This window comes from Streptomyces sp. T12 (assembly GCF_028736035.1).
Classification (GTDB): Bacteria; Actinomycetota; Actinomycetes; order Streptomycetales; family Streptomycetaceae; genus Streptomyces.
This window is the reverse complement of record NZ_CP117866.1, coordinates 10,025,694-10,044,504: the sequence shown is the minus strand read 5'-3', so window position 1 is coordinate 10,044,504 and position 18,811 is coordinate 10,025,694. Positions and strand designations below refer to the sequence as shown.

Here is an 18,811-nt window from a genome sequence, read left to right as displayed (position 1 = left end):
TGAGCGCCCAGGAAGGAGCCGGCATGGGCGGCGACGACGCGAGGGTCACGGACGAGGTGGTCGCCAGTCTGCGCGGCACGGACGATCCGCGGCTGCGGGAGCTGCTGACGGGGCTGGTCCGGCATCTGCACGCCTTCGCGCGCGAGACGCGGCTGACGCAGGAGGAGTGGGAGCGGGCGATCGGCTTCCTGACGGCGACCGGGCAGGCCTGCACGGACACCCGGCAGGAGTTCATCCTGCTCTCGGACGTGCTCGGACTGTCGATGCTCGTGGAGACCATCAACGAGCGACAGGGCCCCGGCGCCACCGAATCGACCGTGCTGGGCCCGTTCCACATGACCGCCTCGCCGGTGCGCGAGCTCGGCGCGAACATCGACCTGGTGGGCGGCGGCGAGCCGTGCGTGGTGAGCGGGCGGGTGCTGTCCCGGGACGGCGGCCCGCTGCCCGGCGCGGTCGTCGACGTGTGGCAGGCCGACGGGAACGGCTTCTACGACGTGCAGCAGCCCGACGTGCAACCGCCGGGCAACGGGCGCGGCCTGTTCACCGCGGACGACGAGGGCCGGTTCTGGTTCCGTACGTGTGTGCCGAGCCCGTACCCCATCCCGACGGACGGGCCGGTCGGCGGGCTGCTGCGGGCCGCCGGACGGCACCCCTACCGGCCCGCGCACATCCACTTCATCGCCTCGGCCGAGGGGCACGCCCCGGTGACCACGCACATCTTCGTGGCGGGGAGCGACTATTTGGACTCGGACGCGGTGTTCGCCGTCAAGCCGGGCCTTGTCACGGACTTCGCCTCGGTCGACGACCCGTCGGCGGCACGGGAGTTCGGCGTGGCGAACCCCTTCCGGCGCGCCCGCTTCGACCTCGTACTGGAGCGCGCGTGAAGGACGTCCTCGACTTCTCCTACGAGGCCCGGCCCGTGCGGGTTGTCTTCCGGCCCGGCGCGGCGGTGTCCGCGACGCCGGACGAGGCCGGGCGGCTCGGGCTGCGGCGGGTGCTCGTGGTGTGCGGGACGCGGGGCGCGGACACCGCGCGGGCGGTCGCGGACGCGCTCGGCCCGGTGTGCGTCGGGGTGCACGACCGGGCCCGGATGCACGTGCCCGTCGAGGTCGCCGACGTGGCCGTCCAGGCGGCTCGCGCGGCCGGGGCCGACGGGTGCGTGGCGGTCGGCGGCGGCTCGTCGGTCGGGCTGGGCAAGGCGATCGCGCTGCGCACCGGCCTGCCGCTGATCGCGGTGCCGTCCACCTACTCCGGCTCGGAGATGACCCCGGTCTGGGGCCTGACCGAGCACGGCGTCAAGCGCACCGGCCGCGACCCGAAGGTGCTGCCCCGCAGCGTCGTCTACGACCCCGAGCTCACCCTGTCCCTGCCCGTACCGCTCTCCGTGACCAGCGGGATCAACGCCGTCGCGCATGCCGTCGAGGCCCTGTACGCCCCCGACACCTCGCCCCTGATCGCGCTGATGGCCGAGGAGGGCGTACGGGCGATGGCGCGGGCGCTTGCGGACGTGGCCGAGGAGCCGACGTGCCTGGAGGCCCGCGGTCGCGCGCTGTACGGGGCCTGGCTGTGCGGGTCCTGTCTGGGCGCCACCACCATGGGCCTGCACCACAAGCTCTGCCACGTCCTGGGCGGCAGTTTCGGGCTGCCGCACGCCGAGACGCACACGGTGGTGCTGCCGTACGCCCTGGCCCACAACGCGCCCGCCGCCCCGGACGCGGTCGCGGCGGTGGCCCGCGCCCTGGACGCGCCCGATGCGCCGACCGCCCTGTGGGAACTGGCCGGACGCCTGGGCGCGCCCCGCTCCCTCGCCGAACTGGGCCTCGGCGAAGCCGACTTGGCGACCGCCGCCGCGCAGACCGCGGGCCAGGCGTACGCCAACCCCCGCCCGGTCACGGCCGACGGCGTGCTCGCCCTGCTGCGGGCGGCGTACGAGGGCGCACCGCCGACCGCGGCCGCCCACTGACCTCCCCCCCCCACGCTCGAAGATCCCCCCACGCCGGAAGAAAGAAGAAAGGTGATCGCCATGCCCCTCGGTCTGCTCTGGAGTCGAAACTCCCGAGGGAGTCGACGCTCCCGAGGGGCGCCAGGTGTCCCGTTGCCCGTGCCGGCCGGTGCGGGCGTCGTGGGCCGCGAGGTCGTGGACCCGGTGGGACTGCCGATGCGCGGCGCCGACGTGACCGTGACCGCACTGGACTCGCACCAGGTCGTGGCGTCCGGTACGACGGACCCGTACGGCCTCTTCCTCGCCACGCTGCCCCCGGGCCGCTACAGCCTGATGGTGACGGCCGAGGGCCTGACACCGCACCGGGAGACCCTGGACGTCGTCGCCGGTCCGCCGCTGCCCGCCACACGCGTCCAGCTGACGTCGGCCCGGCAGCTGGAACTGCCGGCGCCCGGCACCTGGCTGTTCGACCCGCCGCACACGGCGATCCGGTTCATCGCCAAGCACGTCGGCATGGCCCACGTCCACGGCCGCTTCGAGCGGTTCACGGGCGGCATCCGGGTGGCGCCCGACATGGCCGAGTCCCACGTGTCGGTGCGCATCGACGCCTCCAGCATCACCACGGGCAACAACACCCGGGACAACCATCTGCGTTCGGCCGACTTCCTGAACGTCGAGCGCTACCCGTACATCGACTTCACCAGCACGCGGTTCGCCTACCGCGGCGGCGCCAAGTGGACCCTGCACGGCTCGCTCACCATGCACGGAGTGAGCCGCTCGGTGGAGCTGGACACCACCTATCTGGGGTCCGTCAACGGCGGCTACGGCGAGGAGTTGCGGTGCGCGGCGCTGGCCAAGGCGGAGCTGCACCGGGAGGACTTCACCCTGAACTGGCGCAGCATGCTGGCCCGCGGGATCGCGGTCGTCGGTCCCACGGTCCAGCTGGAGCTGGACGTGCAGGCGATGTACCGCACACACGACACACCGACGCCGCCGGAGTAGACGCCGTACTCACGGCCGGCCGCGGGGCCCTGTCAGACACCTCACGCCCCGGTTACGAAGTGCTCAACCTCTGGTTGCGGCGCGGTGATCGGGTGACTATGGGGTCATGACACCGGCCCAACGCGCCATGGAACGACTGGAAGTCTGGCCCGACCTCAGCTCGGGCCCGGCCAGTTGCGGCGCAGGACGGGCACTGCGCTCCGTCCACAGCGAGATCGTGCACTTCCACTCCGACCGGGACGTGGACCTGCATCTGACGGTGTCGGCCATCCGGCGGTTCCACGACGACCTCCAGGAGTCGACCGCGATCCGACTGGTCCCCGGCTCTGGCTGGGTGACCGTCCATCTCGACTGCGACACGGACGTGGATCTGCTGATGAGCCTGGTCAGCGCCGCGCTCAAGGCCCATCAGAACCGGCCCTCCCCTGCCGGTCGCCCGGCAGGGAACGAGTGCAACTTCCGCCGCGTCACGGTGCTGCCCCGCGGCTAGGGCCTGGCGTCACCTTCCCGCCTGCTCGGAGTCGTCCTCGCCCGCCTCCAGCAGGCCCGCGGCCGCGCCGATGATCCGGGGGTCGGGGGTGCCGACGACCTCCTCGTCCTTGTCGGTGTAGTCGAAGCGGGCCAGCACGCTGCGCATGGCCTCGACGCGGGCCCGCTTCTTGTCGTTGCTCTTCACCACCGTCCAGGGCGCGTGCTCGGTGTCCGTCTCGCGGAACATGGCGACCTTGGCAGCGGTGTAGTCCTCCCAGCGGTCCAGCGACGCCAGGTCCATGGGGCTGAGCTTCCACTGCCGTACGGGATCGACCTGGCGGATGGTGAACCGGGTGCGCTGCTCGCCCTGGGACACCGAGAACCAGAACTTGATCAGGTCGACACCGTCGTCCACCAGCATCCGCTCGAAGGCGGGCGCCTGCCGCATGAAGCGCCGGTACTCGTCGTCCGTGCAGAAGCCCATCACACGCTCCACACCGGCCCGGTTGTACCAGGACCGGTCGAACAGCACGATCTCGCCGGCGGTCGGCAGATGCTCGACGTACCGCTGGAAGTACCACTGCCCGCGCTCACGTTCGGTCGGCTTCTCCAGCGCCACCACCCGGGCGCCGCGCGGGTTGAGGTGCTCCGTGAAGCGCTTGATGGTGCCGCCCTTGCCGGCCGCGTCCCGTCCTTCGAAGACGATGACGAGACGACGGCCGGTCTCCTTGATCCAGCGCTGCAGCTTCAGCAGTTCGATCTGCTGCAGCCGCTTGTGCCACTCGTACTCCGGGCGCTCCATGCGCTGCTGGTAGGGGTAGTTCTCGCGCCAGGTGTCCACCGGGCTGCCGTCGGGCCGGATCAGCACGGGATCGTCCTGATCGGTGTAGTCGACGCGCAGCCCTGACAGCAGTTCGGTGTCCATACGCACCCATGGAAGCGAGCGCTTTCATACGCCCGGCGAACCCCAGGCAAAGATCACGTATAGGTGACGTCCGACGAGCTGTAACGGCAGTGCGTGCCGTCCGGGCCGCTGCCGGTCTCGCTGGGCTCGGCGCCGGAGTCGTTGCCCTGGAAGCGGGCGCAGACGGTGATGTCCCGGCCGCCGTCGCCGACGATCCGCACACCCGAAAGGGTCGCCGTGTCGCCGTAGTTGGTGTTGATTCCGGCGAGGGCGTTGCCGGGGCCGGTCACCCGGACATCGCTGATGACGACGTGGCGTTCGTACTGGGTGTCGCAGTTGCCGCACGAGCGGTAGAGCTTGCCGAAGTCCGACACCTGGAAGTTCCTGATGGTGAGCGTCCCGGCGCCGTTGTGCTGGAAGACCTTGTCGTCGGCGTGCCGCGCGCCACCGCCGGTCACGAGGTACGTCGCCGACGCCGACGTGCCCTTGAAGGTCGCCGCGTCCTCGCCCACGTCCTGCCACCACACGTTCCGCAGGGTGCAACTGCCCAGGCAGTGCACGCCGTCGGCGGCCGGGGCGCCCAGGATCACGTTCTGCAGGGTGGCTCCGTCGGCGAGTTCGAAGAGCGGGCCCTGGTCCTCGTCCTGGCCATCGCTGCCGAGGGCTCCGGAGCCGTGGAAGCGCTTGAGGCCGCCGTCGTAGCTGCCGGAGACCTCGATGGTGGCGGTCACCGGGCGGTCGGCGGCGGGGGTGGGCCAGGAGCCGGAGCCGGTCGGGGAGTCGGCGGCGCCGGTCGGCTTCGCGGCGGCCGCGGCGCTCTTGCGGGGCGAGGCCGACGCCTTCGAGGCGGAGGGAGACGGCGACGGCTCGGCAGGGGACGGGGACGCCGAGGTGGCGGTCGAGGAGACGGACGGGAAGGCGCCGCTCGCCTCCCGGAGCGTCGAGCTCTCGCTCCTCACGGTGTCCGATCCCGAGTCGGGCGTCGTCGTCAGCAGGCCGCCGACCAGTACGGCGGCCGCTACCAGGGTGATCGTCAGCGCGCCGATCAGCAGGGGACGGCGGCGGTTGTCGGTTCTCTTGCGGTGCTGACTGCGCCTGCGCGGCGTTGCTCCGGTGCTCATGCGGTGACTCTCGTTCGGTCTCGGGGAGGCATCGGGAAGCCCCCTCGGCCGACAGTCGCCGCCGAACGCTCAGAGGTTGCCGATCAGCTTTCCGAAAACGGTCACCGCGCTCCGGGCTCGACCAGCCGGGCGAGGTTGGCGAGCGCCATCCGGGTACCGGTCTCGTTGTCATCGGCGGGAACGACGTCGGGGATCCCCTCGTGCACCACGAGGACGTCCGTGCCGCCGCCGTCCGCGTCGGTGAGGGTGGTGGTCATCCTCATCGTGCCGCGCAGCGCGGGGTCGTCGGTCTCGAACTCGACCTCCTCGACGACCTGCTCGTCCGGCACGAGCTTCACGAAGTGACCGTGGTACGTGTCGGTGTGCGCGTCTGACTTGCCCGTGCCGGTCGGCACGTCGTAGGTGAGCGAGACCCGGAACGCCCCGCCCTCCCGGCCGTCGAACTCGTGCACATGCCCGGTCATACCGTCCGGCACCCGCCACTTGGCGATGGCGTCCGCGTCCAGCAGAGCCCGGTACACGGCCGCGCGTGCGGCGTTGACGTGCCGGGAGACCCGCGTCGAGTACATGGCCTCACGATAGGGGCGGGAGCACGGAACCGGACGACCGGACGACACGAAAGCCCGGCCTCCGTCCCCGTCAGGGGCACTCCCAGTACGCCAGGGCGCACATCGCCGCCGAGGCCTGCGCGAATCCGTCCTCGCCGAGCAGCGTCCGCGCCTCCGCGTTGAACCGGTCGACCTCCGGCTGCGCGGCGTCGAGCGCGGCGGCCCCGTCGCCGGTCAACTCCAGCACCACCGCCCGGTGTTCGCGCGGATGCGCCCGCTTGACGACCAGACCGGCCACGGTGAGCCGGCCGACCAGCCCGGTGACGGCGGACTCGCGCAGGCCCAGGGTGCGGGCCAGCTGCTGCTGGGTGATGCCCGGCTCGTCGCGGACCGCGAACAGCGCGCCGAGCTGGGCCGTGGTGATCCCGGCGGCGGCCAGCAGGCGCCGGTCGGAGGCGGTGCGCAGCTGGTGGGCCGCCCGCTGGAGCAGGAAGAACAGACGCTGATCGGGCTCGGGCATGGACCGATGTTGACAGACGTCACGGGGCGGCGCCATTCTCACTTCACTAGTGAAGTGAGGGGGCCGGTGTGTACGAGTCCCTCGACCTGGCCCCAGCCCTGGCCCTGGCCCGCGGGGCACCGAGCGCGACGCACCCTGCCCCTCCCCGACCACAGAGAGGCGGCCCACCGTGCCCGTCATCGACGCCTGGATGCAGCATCCGACGCTGCGCCACTCCCACCACGAGATGTTCGAGTCGCTGCGCCGGTGGACCGGCATGGAGCGGCTCGACAAGCCGTTGCCCGTCGAGGTCACGGTGGCGGCGCTGGCGGCCGCGGACGTGGAGGTCGGCCTCGCGGCCGCCTGGTACGGGCCGCAGGGCCCACTGATCGACAACGACGAGGTGGCCGCCTTCGTCGAGCGGTCGGGCGGGCGGCTGCGCGGCGTCGCGGGCGCCGATCTCGCCCGGCCCATGGCGGCGGTACGGGAACTTCGGCGCGCCGTCGGGGAGTTGGGCTTCGTGGCGCTGCGCATCATCCCGTGGCTGTGGGGGCTGCCGCCCACCGACCGGCTGTACTACCCCCTGTACGCGGCCTGTGTGGACCTCGGCGTGCCGTTCTGCACCCAGGTCGGGCACACGGGCCCGCTGCGGCCGTCGGAGACCGGGCGGCCCATCCCGTACATCGACCAGGTCGCGCTGGACTTCCCCGAGCTCACGATCGTGTGCGGGCACATCGGCTACCCGTGGACGACGGAGATGATCGCGGTCGCCGACAAGCACGAGAACGTGTACATCGACACCAGCGCCTACACCGTCCGCCGCTATCCGCCGGAACTGGTGGAGTACCTGCGCGGCCGGGGCCGTCACAAGGTGCTGTTCGGCTCCAACTACCCCATGATCACGCCGAGTCGGGCCCTGGAGCACCTGGACGCCCTGAATCTGGACGAGGAGACGCGGGAGCTGTTCCTGCGCGGCAACGCCCGCCGCGTCTTCGCCCTCTGACGGCGCTGCCGGCGGCGGCCCGAAGCCCGGCTCAGCGCACCAGACAGGGCCGCTTCGCGTCGAAGGTCCAGCCGTCGATCAGGTACTGCATCCCGACGGCGTCGTCCCGGCCCGCCAGCGCCTTCTCCTCGTACAGCTCCTGCGCCGCCAGGAGCCGGTCCCGGTCCAGCCGGACCCCCAGTCCGGGCGTGTCCGGCACCGCGACCTCGCCGCCGGTGATCCTCGGTGGCTCGACGGTGAGCCGTTCCCGTCCCTCCTGCCAGATCCAGTGCGTGTCCAGGGCGTTGTACTCGCCCGGGGCCGCCGCTCCGCAGTGCGCCATCATCGCCAGGGAGATGTCGAAGTGGTTGTTGGAGTGACATCCCCAGGTCAGCCCCATGGCGTTGCACAGCTGGGCGACGCGCACCGAGCCCTGCATGGTCCAGAAGTGCGGGTCGGCGAGCGGGATGGACACCGACTGCAGGGCCAGGGCGTGGGCCAGCTGGCGCCAGTCCGTGGCGATCATGTTGGTCGCCGTGGGCAGCCCGGTGGCCCGGCGGAACTCGGCGAGGATCTCGCGGCCCGAGTAGCCGCCCTCCGCCCCGCAGGGGTCCTCGGCGTAGGCGAGCGTGCCGACGAGGGGGCGGCACAGCTCGACGGCCTCGCGCAGGGACCAGGCGCCGTTGGGGTCGAGGGTGATCCGCGCGTCGGGGAAGCGTTCCTTGAGCGCGGTGACGGCCTTGACCTCCTCCGCGCCCGCCAGGACGCCGCCCTTGAGCTTGAAGTCACGGAAGCCGTAGTGGTCGTAGGCGGCCTCGGCCTGCCGGACGATCGCCTCGGGGGTCAGCGCCTCCTCGTGCCGGACGCGGTACCACGCGACGTCCGAGTCGGGTTCGCGGACGTAGTCCAGGTCGGTCCGGTCCGGGTCGCCGACGTAGAAGAGGTAGCCGAGGACCCGTACGGCATCACGCTGTTTGCCGTCGCCCAGCAGGGCGGCGACCGGGACCTCCAGGTGCTGCCCCAGCAGGTCCAGGAGGGCGGACTCGACGGCGGTGACCGCGTGGACCGTCGTGCGCAGGTCGAAGGTCTGGGCGCCGCGACCGCCCGCGTCACGTTCGGCGAAGGTCGCCTCGATCGCGCGCAGGACGCGCTTGTAGTCGCCCACCCGTGCGCCGACGACCAGGGACTCGGCGTCGCGCAGGGTCCGCGTGATCTTCTCCCCGCCCGGCACCTCGCCGAGGCCCGTACGCCCTTCGGAGTCCTCGATGACGACGACGTTGCGGGTGAAGTACGGGGCGTGCGCGCCGGAGAGGTTCAGCAGCATGGAGTCGCGGCCGGCGACCGGATGGACGGCGAACTTCGTGACGACGGGTTGGCTCATTGCGGGGCCGGTGCCCTTCTCGGGAGTGACGACGGGGTGGGGAGGGGCGCAGCGGGTCAGATGTTCAGGGCGTCCAGGACTTGTTCCAGCACCAGTACGCCACCCAGACCGAGGATCGCCAGCACGGTCGTGTACGTCGTGCGTGCCTTGATCGCGTCCAGGACGGACAGGTTGAAGTACTCCTTGAACATCCAGAATCCCGGGTCGTTGACGTGGGAGAAGGCGATCGAGCCGCAGGACACGGCGAGGACCATCACCTCGGGGTGGACGCCGCTGCCCGCGAGCAGGGGCAGCGCCACGCCGGAGGCCGTGACGACGGCGACCGTCGCGGAGCCGAGGGCCACACGCAGGACGGCCGCGATCAGCCAGGCGAGGAGGATCGGGGAGATGGACCAGCCGTCGGTCGCGTCCTTGATGTAGTCCGATATGCCGCCCTCGACGAGGACGTTCTTGAAGGCACCGCCCGCACCGATGACGAGCAGGATCATCGCCATCGCCTGGGCGGCCTCCTTGCACGAGGCGCTGACCTCGGCCAGGCTGCGGCCGACGCGCGGGCCGAACGCCCAGATCGCCACGAGCAGGGTGAGCAGCAGGGCGATCGGCGCGGAGCCGACGAAGGCGATGAGGTGCAGCAGGCCGCTGTCTCCGGAGGCGGCCAGGTCCGTCACCGCCGCCCCGGCGATCAGCACCACGGGCAGCAGGGCCACGGACAGCGACCAGCCGAGGCCGGGCATCTCTTGCTCTTCGAAGACGCGCTCGCTCACCAGGCCCTTGGGGACATCGGGGTTCATCGCCCGGACGAAGGGCAGGCGCGGCCACAGCAGGGCGATGAGCGCGCCGGCGGGGACGGCGATGAACAGGCCGTAGAACAGGGTGAGTCCGACGGAGGCGTGGAAGGTGGCGGCCACCGCGGTGGGGCCGGGGTGCGGCGGCAGGAAGCTGTGCATGGTGGACAGGGCGATCGACATGGGCAGCCCCACCCACAGCAGGTTCGACCGGGTGACCCGGACGAGGGTGAACGCGATCGGCACGATGATCACGAAGGCCACCTCGTAGAACATCGTCACGCCGATGAGCATGGCCGTCAGCACCATGGCCACCTGCACCCAGCGCGGCCCGCACAGATCGAGGAGCCGGCCGGCGATCCGCTGGGCGGCGCCGGAGTCCCCCATCACCCGGCCGACCATGGCACCGAGCCCGATGGTGAGCATGGTGTCGCCGATCTGGTCGCCGATGCCCTCGGCGAGGACGTCCGGGATCTCCTCCAGTCCGATCCCCTGCACCAGGCCGACGCCCACGGCCACCACGAGAAGGGCGGCGAAGCCGTTCAGCCTGAGCTTGGTCATCAGTACGAGCAGGACCAGAACACTGACCCCGACCACCACGAGCGGCATAGCGCGGTTCTCCTTCGAACGTCGGCCGCTTACGTTCACCCCGACGAACGGGGTCCTCATATGAAGACGTGGTCTACATATGAGGACGGAGATTATGTTCGTGGATGGTCAAGGGTCAATGGGTCTGCAGCGAATGGGTCTGCAACGGTGGCTTTGCGGGCGCGCCCATGCGCCGATCTACGAGGCCCGCCAGCCGCTCCAGCGCACCACGGTGATCACGATCGCCGGGCCGGCCGGGGGCTGTCGCCGGTACTGGGGGTACTTCTGCCGCAGCAGGCCGACCGCGACGGCGTACTCGTCGCGCGTCGTCTCGTCGGACGCGTCCGGCAGCAGCATCCGGGCGTCGCCGTCGGCCCGGACCCACCACAGGCGGTCCCAGTCGTCGTCGTACGCGTCCACGAGCAGGCTGACCGCCGGGTGCCCGGCGATGTTGCGCAGCCGCCCGAGCCGCTCGGAGCGCTTCGGCTTGCGGTCGACGGCGGTGACGATCCGGTCGCCGCGCCGGGCGAACACCACCGGCACCAGGTGCGGGCGTCCCACCGGGTCGACCGTCGCCAGCCGTGCCACCCGGGCAGCGGCGAACCGACGACGCGCCTCGTCCTCCTCCATGTCCGGCACTGTCCGCTCCTTCGGCCTCAGCGGTACGGGTGCCCCCACGCGGGTACCCCTATCGATGTATCTCCCCTCGCGGGGGAGACGGCTCCCGGGCCTGGCCGGCCGAGCGGATCAGAGGTGAGTGCACATGGTCGGCGACACCGACGACGACATCCAGACACGGCGGCGCGGCGGCAGCGGCCACCGGGCGGTCCCGCACACGGCCGACGTCCGCGTCGAGGCGTGGGGGGTGAGCCGGGAGCGCTGTCTGGTCGAGGCCGCGCTGGGCATGGTGGAGTGCTTCGCGGACGTCACGGCGGTACGGCCCACCTCGGTGGAGCGGGTACGGCTCGAACAGGACAGCGACGAGGGCCTGCTGACGGCGCTCCTCGACGAGGTCGTCTTCCGCCTCGACGTGGACGGCCGCGTGCCCGTCGACCTGGAGGCCGACCCCACGGACGGCGACCTCGACGTGCGCCTCGCACTCGTCGAACTGACGGACGTGGAGATCACCGGCGCCTCCCCGAAGGGCGTCTCCTGGCACGGGCTGCACATCGGGCCGGATCCGTACGGGTGGTCGTGCGCGGTGACTGTGGACGTGTGAGGCGGGGGGTGGCTCTGGCTGGTCGGCGTGGCCGGTCGCCATGGCCGGTCGCCGATCACCGTTGGCCGGTCGCCGCGGCCAGTGGCCGATCACCGTTGGCCGGTCGCCGCGGCCAGTGGCCGATCACCGTTGGCCGGTGGCCGCGGCCAGTGGCCGACCGCCATGGCCCGTGGCCGACCGCCGTGAGCCGGTAGCCATGGCCGGTCGCCGATCACCGTTGGCCGACCGCCGTGGCCGGTCGCCGACCGCCGTGGCCGGTCGCCGACCGCCGTCAGCCGGTAGCCGGTAGCCGTGGCCAGTGGCCCACCGCCGTCACCCGGTGACCGACGGCCATGGCCGGTCGCCGGTGGCGTGAGTCTGGGGGTGTGAGGCGTACGGGTCCACGGGCCGGTGCGCGAGGCTTACGGCCGTACGACCGCCCGCCGTCCCCTCCCCCTCAGCCCTTCACCACCCCCAGCGGCACCAGCCGAGCCACCGTCCGGCACAGCCGTGCCCCCTCGCTCGCGGCCACCACCTCGCTCACGTCCTTGTACGCCTCGGGCGTCTCCTCCGCGAGGCTGCGCAGCGACCGCGGGCGTACCGCTATGCCCGCCGACTCCAGCCGGGCCCGCAGTTCACGGCCGCCCACCGCGCGAGCGGCCCGGTGGCGGCTGAGGACGCGGCCCGCGCCGTGACAGGTGGAGGAGAACGCGTCTCCGCCCGCCACACCGACCAGGACGTAGGAGGCGGTGCCCATCGTCCCCGGGATCAGCACCGGCTGGCCGACCTCGCGCAGGTCGTCGGGCAGGTCAGGATGGCCGGGCGGGAAGGCGCGGGTGGCGCCCTTGCGGTGGACGCAGAGGGTGCGGCCTTTTCCGGCCACCTGGTGGGTCTCGATCTTGGCGAGGTTGTGGGAGACGTCGTACACCAGGGACAACCGGATGCCCGCGGCACGGCGGAAGACCTCGCGGGTCGCGTCGGACAGCAACTGGCGGTTGGCGCGACCATAGTTGGCCGCGGCCGCCATCGCGCCGAGGTACCTCTGGCCCTCCGGCGACTCGACCGGCGTGCAGGCCAGTTGGCGGTCGGGGACCTTGATGCCGTAGCGGGTCATCGCGCGGTCCATCAGCCGGACGTGATCGGTGCAGATCTGGTGACCGAGGCCGCGGGAACCGCAGTGGATCATCACGCACACCTGGCCGACGGCGATCCCGAACGCGGCGGCGGCCGTCTCGTCGTACACCTCGTCGACGCGCTGCACCTCCAGGAAGTGGTTGGCGGACCCGAGGCTTCCGACCTGCCCGAACCCGCGCTCTCGCGCCCGCGCGCTCACCTGGTCCACGTCGGCGTCGGCGACCGCCCCGCCGTCCTCGCAGCGCGTCAGATCGCGCCCCTCGCCGTGCCCCTCCCCCACCGCGTACCGCGAGCCGCCCCGCAGGATCCGCTCCAGCTGCCCGGGGCCGCTCAGGTGCCACACCCCGCCGGGCCCGGCGCCGCGCGGGATGGCCCGGTCGAGGCCGTCCATCACCTCGGTCAGCGCGGACTCCAGCCCCTGCTGATCGGTGTCGGCGGCGAGCAGCCGTACGCCGCAGGAGATGTCGAAGCCGACCCCGCCGGGCGAGACGACACCGCCGTCGGCCACGTCGGTCGCCGCGACGCCGCCGATGGGGAAGCCGTAGCCCCAGTGGATGTCGGGCATGGCGTACGACGCGCTGACGATGCCCGGCAGCGTGGCCACGTTGACCACCTGCTCCAGTGACTTCTCGGCGTCGTGCAGCAGCTTCCGGGACGCGAACACCACGCCCGGCACCCGCATCGGGCCGTGCGGGTCGATACGGAAGCGGTGGGGAGCTTCCTCGACCAGTTCCATGGCAGCCTCCCGCGCTTCGGCCGGCGGTCTCCCGCGCCCGGCATCGCAGGTGCGGGGTACCCGCGTGGGGGGCTCCGTATCGCGGCGGGCGCCGGGGACATCGGGTGCGCCTGCCGGGGCGGTGCGAGGTGGTGACCTGCGGGTCGACGGGTCCGGTCGCGGCCGGGAGGTCCGGCGCGCGGCACGCCCCGGGCACCACCGGCATCCCGGCGACACAGGCGACACAGGAGACACAGGAGAGCGACAGGCCCCGGGATCCCGGCCACCATGCCCGCGCCGGGCCTGGCGACCGGCTGCGCCTCGGCGGCGGCCCGCACAGCGCCCTCGCGCCCGAGGCGCCACCGACGCGCACCACGCGCCGCCACACCCCGCGACGAGATCTGCGGCCTGCACCACCACCGCTCGCCCCCCCCGCACGCCGAACGGCCCTGGCCGGCGACGCGATCCCCGCCCCACCACGACCTCGTACCGTTGAGACATGAGCGGCGGCACAGTGACGCTGTTCGTCTGTGGCGACGTGATGCTCGGACGCGGCGTCGACCAGATCCTGGCCCGGCCCGGTGACCCGGTGCTGCGGGAGGGATACGTCACGGACGCCCGGTCCTACGTGAGCATGGCGGAGGCGGTCAACGGCCCCATCCCGGCGCCGGTCGACCCGTCCTGGCCGTGGGGCGAGGCGCTGCGGCTGCTGGAGGCGAGCGCCCCGGACGTCCGGATCGTCAACCTGGAGACGGCCGTCACGCGCAGCGACGCGTTCGCGCCCGGCAAGGCGGTCCACTACCGCATGCATCCGGCCAACCTGCCCGCCCTCACGGTGGCCAGGCCCGATGTCTGCGTCCTGGCCAACAACCATGTGCAGGACTTCGGCCGCGCGGGCCTGCAGGAGACGCTCGACGTGCTGCACGGGGCGGGTCTGCGGACCGCGGGCGCGGGGCGGAACACCGAGGAGGCGTATGCGCCCGTGGCGCTCCCGCTCCCGCACGGCGGCCGCATGCTCGTGTTCGCCCTCGGTGCCGACGACAGCGGCATCCCCGCGGACTGGGCCGCGACGGCGGACCTGCCCGGCGTCGCCTACGTGCCCGAGCTGTCGCCCGCCACGGCCGCCGCCGCGGTACGGCACATACGGCGGGTGAAGCGGTCCGGCGACCTCGTAGTCGTATCCGTGCACTGGGGCTCCAACTGGGGCTACCTCGTCCCCCGTGAACAGCGCCGCTTCGCGCACGCCCTGGTCGACGGCGGCGCCGACGTCGTCCACGGCCACTCCTCGCACCACCCCCGGCCCATCGAGGTCTACCGGGACCGGCTGATCCTGCACGGCTGCGGCGACTTCGTCGACGACTACGAAGGCATCCCCGGATACGAGCAGTACCGCGACGATCTCCGCATCGCCCACCTCGTGACGGTCGCGGCGGACACGGGCGAACTCACCGAGCTGCGGATGGTGCCCCTGATCGCCCGCCGCATGCGCCTGGAGCCCGCCCCGCCCGAGGACCGCGGCTGGCTGCACAGCACCCTCGACCGCATCAGCCCCGGCGTCCACCTTGCCCTGGAGGCGGACGGCGCGCTCACCCTGACGAAGCCCGCCGCCCGAGCCACCCGATGACGGCTGCCCCTTCTCCCCCCCTCTCCCTCACTCGCCGCGCAACGCCTCCAGCACATCGGCGTCGGTCAGCTGGCCGAAGTCCTGGTACCACTCGCCGACCGCGCTGAACAGCCTCGGCTGGTGCAGGCAGACGAACTCGTCGACCAACCGGCGCAGTTCCTCGGCCGCCTCCGGTGCGCAGACCGGCACGGCGAGGACCAGACGCCCCGGCTCCTGCTGGCGCACGGCGCGCAGGGCGGCGCGTGCGGTCGAGCCGGTCGCGACACCGTCGTCGACGACGACGGCGGTACGGCCGCGCAGCTGGGGAGCCGGCCGGCCCCGCCGATAGCGTTCCTCGCGCCGCCGCAGCTCCTTGCGCTCCCGCTCCACCACCGGCGCCAGGTCGGCCTCGCTCAGCCCCAGCCGGTACAGCGTCGCCTCGTCGAAGAGCGGAGGGCCGTCGCCCGCGAGCGCGCCGACCCCGAACTCCTCGTGGAACGGGGCCCCGATCTTGCGTACGACGAGCACGTCCAGCGGGGCCTCCAGGGCCCGCGCGATCTCCCGGGCGACCGCGACGCCACCGCGCGGCAGCGCGAGGATCACGGGATGCGGAAGGGTGCCCTTGTCCTGCCGGATGCGCAGCTGCTCCGCCAGCTCCTGCCCGGCCTCCTTGCGGTCACGGAACTGCATGGGCTTCCCCTTCCGTCCGTCGCCGCGTACCCCGCCCTCCGGCAACGGACACACCAGGGGCCTCGCCCGGCTTCCGGCGCCGCAGGGGTCTGGACCGCCCGGACAGGACTGGCCTAGGGTTCCGGATGGCAAGCGCTTTCTAGCCCCTCCTCTCTAGCCCTTGCCTCCTGGCCTGGCCACGCAAACGCACGCACGCTCACGTTCGTCCCCTCGCACCACGCCCCGTTCAGTCATGTCCTGCCATGTCTGTCAGTCATGCGCGGAAAGGAAGCGTCTCGTGCCGCACCGCGAATCGCCCCGCCCGTCCCAGCCCTGGTCCCGCAAGGCGTTCCTGCGGGGGCTGGCCGCTGCCGGAGCGGCCCCGCTGCTGCCCGGCGTCCTCCCCGCGGCCGCCCCCGCCCGGGCCGCGTCGCAAAGGCCCGACTTCCCGCTGGTGCGGGGCGGAGGCGCCGTCGAGCTGTACGTCGACGCGGCGGACGACCCCGCGGTGATCCGCGCGGCCGGCGATCTCCAGGCGGACGTCGAACGGGTCAGCGGTGTCCGGCCCGAGCTGAGGCACACCCTCCCGGAGACGGGCGCCGCGGGCCTGGTCCTGGTGGGCACCCTCGGCGCCAGCCCGGTCCTCGACCGGCTCGTGGCACAGGGACGCCTGGACGTCTCGCGGGTGAAGGGCCGCTGGGAGGCGTCGGTGACGCAGGTGGTGGAGCGTCCGCTGCCCGGGGTGGAGCGGGCTCTGGTGATCGCGGGCAGCGACCGGCGCGGCACGGTCTACGGCATCTACGACACCTCGGAGCGCATCGGGGTCTCCCCCTGGTACTGGTGGGCCGACGTCCCCGTCCCCCGCCGTGACTCGGTGGCGGTGCCCGCGGGGCCGCTCAAGCGTTACGAGCCGTCGGTGCGTTACCGGGGCATCTTCATCAACGACGAGCAGAACCTGACCACTTGGTCCCACCGCACCCAGGAGCCGGACAAGAACATCGGCCCCGAGACCTACCAGCGCGTCTTCGAGCTGCTGCTGCGCCTCAAGGCCAACTACCTGTGGCCGGCGATGCATCCGTACTCCGACTTTTTCAACAAGCACCGCGAGAACCCCGAACTCGCCGACCGCTACGGCATCGTCGTCGGCTCCAGCCACCCCGAGGCACTGCTGCGCAACGGCGTCCACGAGTGGGCGCCGTGGGCGGAGGAGCATCGCGGCGCGGACGGAAGCCTGCCGGTGTACGACTACACGGTGAATCCCGGTGTCATCTCCGACTACTGGAGAGCCCGGGCGAGACAGAACGCCTCGTACGAGAGCAGTTGGACGATCGGCATGCGCGGCCTGCACGACAGCGCGCTGGAGACCAAGTACGCCACGACCGTTCCCGAGAAGGTCGCGGTGATGAACGACATCATCGCCGACCAGCGCCGCATCCTGGCCGAGGAGGTCGGCGCGGCCGTCGAGCCGCAGATCTTCATCCCGTACAAGGAGGTCCTGGAGCTGTACAACGCGGGCGTCCGGGTCCCCGAGGACGTCACGCTGATCTGGCCGGACGACAACCACGGCAACATGCGCCAACTGCCGAACGACGCCGAGCGCAGCCGTGCGGGCGGCAACGGCATCTACTACCACCTGTCCTACTGGGGCCGCCCGAAGAGCTATCTGTGGCTGGACACCACCCAACTCGCCAAGGTCTGGCAGGAGTTGCGGCGGGTGTACGAGCACGGCGTCGACCGCATGTGGATCTTCAACGTCGGTGACGTCAAGTCGATCGAGACCGGTCTGTCCTTCTCCATGGACATGGCCTGGGACGTGGACCGGTGGGACGCCGACGGCGTCGAGGACTTCCTCGCCGAGTGGGCCGGGCGGCAGTTCGGGCGGCGGTACGGCCGGGAGATCGCCGCGATCCGTACCGAGTACTACCGGCTCGCGGCGGAGCGGCGTCCGGAGTTCATCGACCGCGGGGTGTTCTCCGTGGTCCACCACGGTGACGAGGCGGGCCGGCGGACGGCCGCGTACGAGGAGTTGCTCACGCGGGTACGGGCGGTGCGGGCCGAGGTGCCCGAGCAGTACCGGGACGCCTTCTTCGAACTGGTCGAATACCCGGTGCACGGCGCGTACTTGATGAACCTGAAGTACTACTGGGCGGACCGCAACGCGCTCGCCGTCCGGCAGGGACGCGGGGCCGGGACCAACCGCTTCGCCGACCTGGCGGAGGCGGCCCATGCCGAGGAAGCGGCGCTCACCAAGCGGTACAACACCGAGGTGGCGGGCGGTAAGTGGGACGGCATCGTCAACCCGTATCCCTCCCAGATCCCGAAGGCGCCCGGCCGTCCCGCCGTCACCCGGGTCGCCCGGCAGGAGACCGCCGGGCTCGGTGTGGCTGCCGAGGGCAACGAGACCGGGACGGAGCGCCCGCTGTCCTTCTCCTCCTACACCCGGGACAGACGTTTCCTCGACGTCTTCAACACCGGCTTCCTGCCGCTGGACTGGTCGGCCGAGGCGAGCCACCCCTGGGTGCTGCTCAGCACGGCGGGCGGCTCTCTGACCGAGCAGACCCGGGTGTGGGTGGAGCTCGACTGGGCGCGGATGCCGGAGGGGACGCACGACGCCACGGTCGCCGTCAGCGGGGCGGGGCAGCGGGTCGAGGTGCTGTTGCGGGTGGTCAACGACGGGGAGCGGGCGCGCCGGCGGGCCCGTGGGTTCGTGGAGGCCCACGGGTACGTCTCGATCGACGCCGTACACACCGATCAGCGGGTGGCGCGCGGCGGGGCGCGCTGGCGTGTGGTGCGCGGGCTGGGCCGCCGTACGGGCGCCCTGGAGGCCGTGCCGTCGACGGCGGCCCCGGTCACCGCCGACTTCGCCACCAGGGCGCCTGAGTTGAGCTACCGGGTGCGCTTCGGCGGTGCGGGCACCTTCCCCGTCACCGTCTTCCGGCTGCCGTCCCTCGACGAGCGCGGCCACCGCCGGCTGGCCGTCGCGCTCGACGACCGGCCGGCCACCGTCCTCGCGGGCCAGGCCGTCGCCACCGGCAACCGGGGCGACGCCTGGGCCCGCAACGTGGAGGACGGCGTCGAGAAGCTGACCGCCATGGTGACGGTGGACGAGCCGGGTGAGCACGTCCTGCGGATCTTCATGGTCGACCCGGGCATCGCCGTCGACCAGATCGTCATCGACACCGGCGGGCTGCCCGTCAGCTATCTGGCGCCGCCGGAGAGCTACCACCCGGTGTTCCGTCCCGACCCGGATCGGGCACCGGGCCGGTAGC

The 18,811-nt window shown here is 72.2% G+C and carries 17 protein-coding genes; 8 read left to right on the top strand and 9 right to left on the bottom strand.

Features of this window, described 5'->3' with window-relative positions:
- Positions 1-23: 23 nt before the first annotated feature.
- The 4 genes from PBV52_RS45035 (at position 24) to PBV52_RS45020 (ending at position 3,434) form a co-directional block, all read left to right on the top strand.
- Positions 24-884 (top strand): intradiol ring-cleavage dioxygenase, encoded by an 861-nt coding sequence (locus PBV52_RS45035; RefSeq protein ID WP_274247237.1) that lies wholly within the window; start codon positions 24-26, stop codon positions 882-884.
- The gene (locus tag PBV52_RS45030; protein WP_274247235.1) at positions 881-1,963 is read left to right on the top strand and encodes a maleylacetate reductase; all 1,083 of its coding nucleotides are present in this window, start codon (positions 881-883) and stop codon (positions 1,961-1,963) included. The genes PBV52_RS45035 and PBV52_RS45030 overlap by 4 nt, the downstream gene beginning before the upstream one ends.
- Before the next feature lie 60 nt (positions 1,964-2,023).
- The gene (locus PBV52_RS45025; RefSeq protein ID WP_274247233.1) at positions 2,024-2,944 is read left to right on the top strand and encodes a YceI family protein; all 921 of its coding nucleotides are present in this window, start codon (positions 2,024-2,026) and stop codon (positions 2,942-2,944) included.
- A gap of 106 nt (positions 2,945-3,050) precedes the next feature.
- Positions 3,051-3,434 carry a luciferase family protein gene (locus tag PBV52_RS45020; protein ID WP_274247231.1) on the top strand — a complete coding sequence of 128 codons (384 nt, stop codon included), beginning with the start codon at positions 3,051-3,053 and terminating at the stop codon, positions 3,432-3,434.
- A 9-nt stretch (positions 3,435-3,443) separates the two neighbouring features.
- Here the strand turns inward: PBV52_RS45020 and ppk2 are convergent, their stop codons facing one another.
- From ppk2 to PBV52_RS45000, 4 genes are all read right to left on the bottom strand, one after another.
- Positions 3,444-4,340: a polyphosphate kinase 2 gene (gene ppk2, locus PBV52_RS45015; protein ID WP_274247229.1), complete on the bottom strand. Its 897-nt coding sequence runs from the start codon at positions 4,338-4,340 to the stop codon at positions 3,444-3,446.
- A gap of 53 nt (positions 4,341-4,393) precedes the next feature.
- Complete coding sequence (locus PBV52_RS45010) at positions 4,394-5,278, bottom strand: pectate lyase (RefSeq protein WP_373922047.1); 885 nt, start codon at positions 5,276-5,278, stop codon at positions 4,394-4,396.
- Positions 5,279-5,541: 263 nt separating this feature from the next.
- A complete protein-coding gene (locus tag PBV52_RS45005; protein WP_274247225.1) occupies positions 5,542-6,009 on the bottom strand; it encodes an SRPBCC domain-containing protein in 468 nt (155 codons plus the stop codon).
- A gap of 70 nt (positions 6,010-6,079) precedes the next feature.
- On the bottom strand, positions 6,080-6,508 hold the full coding sequence (locus PBV52_RS45000) for a MarR family winged helix-turn-helix transcriptional regulator (RefSeq protein WP_274247223.1): 429 nt from the start codon (positions 6,506-6,508) through the stop codon (positions 6,080-6,082).
- 169 nt (positions 6,509-6,677) lie between these two features.
- Here PBV52_RS45000 and PBV52_RS44995 point away from each other — a divergent pair, with 169 nt between their 5' ends.
- A complete protein-coding gene (locus tag PBV52_RS44995) occupies positions 6,678-7,490 on the top strand; it encodes an amidohydrolase family protein (protein WP_274247221.1) in 813 nt (270 codons plus the stop codon).
- Positions 7,491-7,521: 31 nt separating this feature from the next.
- Here PBV52_RS44995 and PBV52_RS44990 read toward each other — a convergent pair whose 3' ends face one another.
- From PBV52_RS44990 to PBV52_RS44980, 3 genes are all read right to left on the bottom strand, one after another.
- Positions 7,522-8,850: an enolase C-terminal domain-like protein gene (locus tag PBV52_RS44990; RefSeq protein ID WP_274247220.1), complete on the bottom strand. Its 1,329-nt coding sequence runs from the start codon at positions 8,848-8,850 to the stop codon at positions 7,522-7,524.
- Between the two features lie 56 nt (positions 8,851-8,906).
- Positions 8,907-10,244: a gluconate:H+ symporter gene (locus PBV52_RS44985; protein WP_274247218.1), complete on the bottom strand. Its 1,338-nt coding sequence runs from the start codon at positions 10,242-10,244 to the stop codon at positions 8,907-8,909.
- A 177-nt stretch (positions 10,245-10,421) separates the two neighbouring features.
- Positions 10,422-10,862, bottom strand: a complete 441-nt coding sequence (locus PBV52_RS44980; protein ID WP_274247216.1) for a TIGR03668 family PPOX class F420-dependent oxidoreductase — start codon at positions 10,860-10,862, stop codon at positions 10,422-10,424.
- Between the two features lie 124 nt (positions 10,863-10,986).
- Here PBV52_RS44980 and PBV52_RS44975 point away from each other — a divergent pair, with 124 nt between their 5' ends.
- Complete coding sequence (locus PBV52_RS44975) at positions 10,987-11,442, top strand: archease (protein WP_274247215.1); 456 nt, start codon at positions 10,987-10,989, stop codon at positions 11,440-11,442.
- 436 nt (positions 11,443-11,878) lie between these two features.
- Here PBV52_RS44975 and PBV52_RS44970 read toward each other — a convergent pair whose 3' ends face one another.
- A complete protein-coding gene (locus PBV52_RS44970; RefSeq protein ID WP_274247213.1) occupies positions 11,879-13,291 on the bottom strand; it encodes an RtcB family protein in 1,413 nt (470 codons plus the stop codon).
- A 478-nt stretch (positions 13,292-13,769) separates the two neighbouring features.
- On the opposite strand from PBV52_RS44970, the gene PBV52_RS44965 reads away from it, so the two are divergent.
- The gene (locus tag PBV52_RS44965; RefSeq protein WP_274247211.1) at positions 13,770-14,894 is read left to right on the top strand and encodes a CapA family protein; all 1,125 of its coding nucleotides are present in this window, start codon (positions 13,770-13,772) and stop codon (positions 14,892-14,894) included.
- Positions 14,895-14,921: 27 nt separating this feature from the next.
- Here the strand turns inward: PBV52_RS44965 and PBV52_RS44960 are convergent, their stop codons facing one another.
- The gene (locus tag PBV52_RS44960) at positions 14,922-15,563 is read right to left on the bottom strand and encodes a phosphoribosyltransferase (RefSeq protein ID WP_274247209.1); all 642 of its coding nucleotides are present in this window, start codon (positions 15,561-15,563) and stop codon (positions 14,922-14,924) included.
- A gap of 340 nt (positions 15,564-15,903) precedes the next feature.
- Here PBV52_RS44960 and PBV52_RS44955 point away from each other — a divergent pair, with 340 nt between their 5' ends.
- Positions 15,904-18,810: a glycosyl hydrolase 115 family protein gene (locus PBV52_RS44955; RefSeq protein WP_274249957.1), complete on the top strand. Its 2,907-nt coding sequence runs from the start codon at positions 15,904-15,906 to the stop codon at positions 18,808-18,810.
- The last annotated feature ends 1 nt before the right edge of the window (position 18,811 follow it).

Bases quoted from the DNA above. Each gene is read 5' to 3' on its own strand.
- PBV52_RS44960 (WP_274247209.1), bottom strand. From the start codon at position 15,563: ATGCAGTTCCGTGACCGCAAGGAGGCCGGGCAGGAGCTGGCGGAGCAG.
- PBV52_RS44975 (WP_274247215.1), top strand. From the start codon at position 10,987: ATGGTCGGCGACACCGACGACGACATCCAGACACGGCGGCGCGGCGGC.
- PBV52_RS44965 (WP_274247211.1), top strand. From the start codon at position 13,770: ATGAGCGGCGGCACAGTGACGCTGTTCGTCTGTGGCGACGTGATGCTC.
- PBV52_RS44970 (WP_274247213.1), bottom strand. From the start codon at position 13,291: ATGGAACTGGTCGAGGAAGCTCCCCACCGCTTCCGTATCGACCCGCAC.
- PBV52_RS44990 (WP_274247220.1), bottom strand. From the start codon at position 8,850: ATGAGCCAACCCGTCGTCACGAAGTTCGCCGTCCATCCGGTCGCCGGC.
- ppk2 (WP_274247229.1), bottom strand. From the start codon at position 4,340: ATGGACACCGAACTGCTGTCAGGGCTGCGCGTCGACTACACCGATCAG.
- PBV52_RS45005 (WP_274247225.1), bottom strand. From the start codon at position 6,009: ATGTACTCGACGCGGGTCTCCCGGCACGTCAACGCCGCACGCGCGGCC.
- PBV52_RS45035 (WP_274247237.1), top strand. From the start codon at position 24: ATGGGCGGCGACGACGCGAGGGTCACGGACGAGGTGGTCGCCAGTCTG.
- PBV52_RS44985 (WP_274247218.1), bottom strand. From the start codon at position 10,244: ATGCCGCTCGTGGTGGTCGGGGTCAGTGTTCTGGTCCTGCTCGTACTG.
- PBV52_RS45000 (WP_274247223.1), bottom strand. From the start codon at position 6,508: ATGCCCGAGCCCGATCAGCGTCTGTTCTTCCTGCTCCAGCGGGCGGCC.
- PBV52_RS45020 (WP_274247231.1), top strand. From the start codon at position 3,051: ATGACACCGGCCCAACGCGCCATGGAACGACTGGAAGTCTGGCCCGAC.
- PBV52_RS45025 (WP_274247233.1), top strand. From the start codon at position 2,024: ATGCCCCTCGGTCTGCTCTGGAGTCGAAACTCCCGAGGGAGTCGACGC.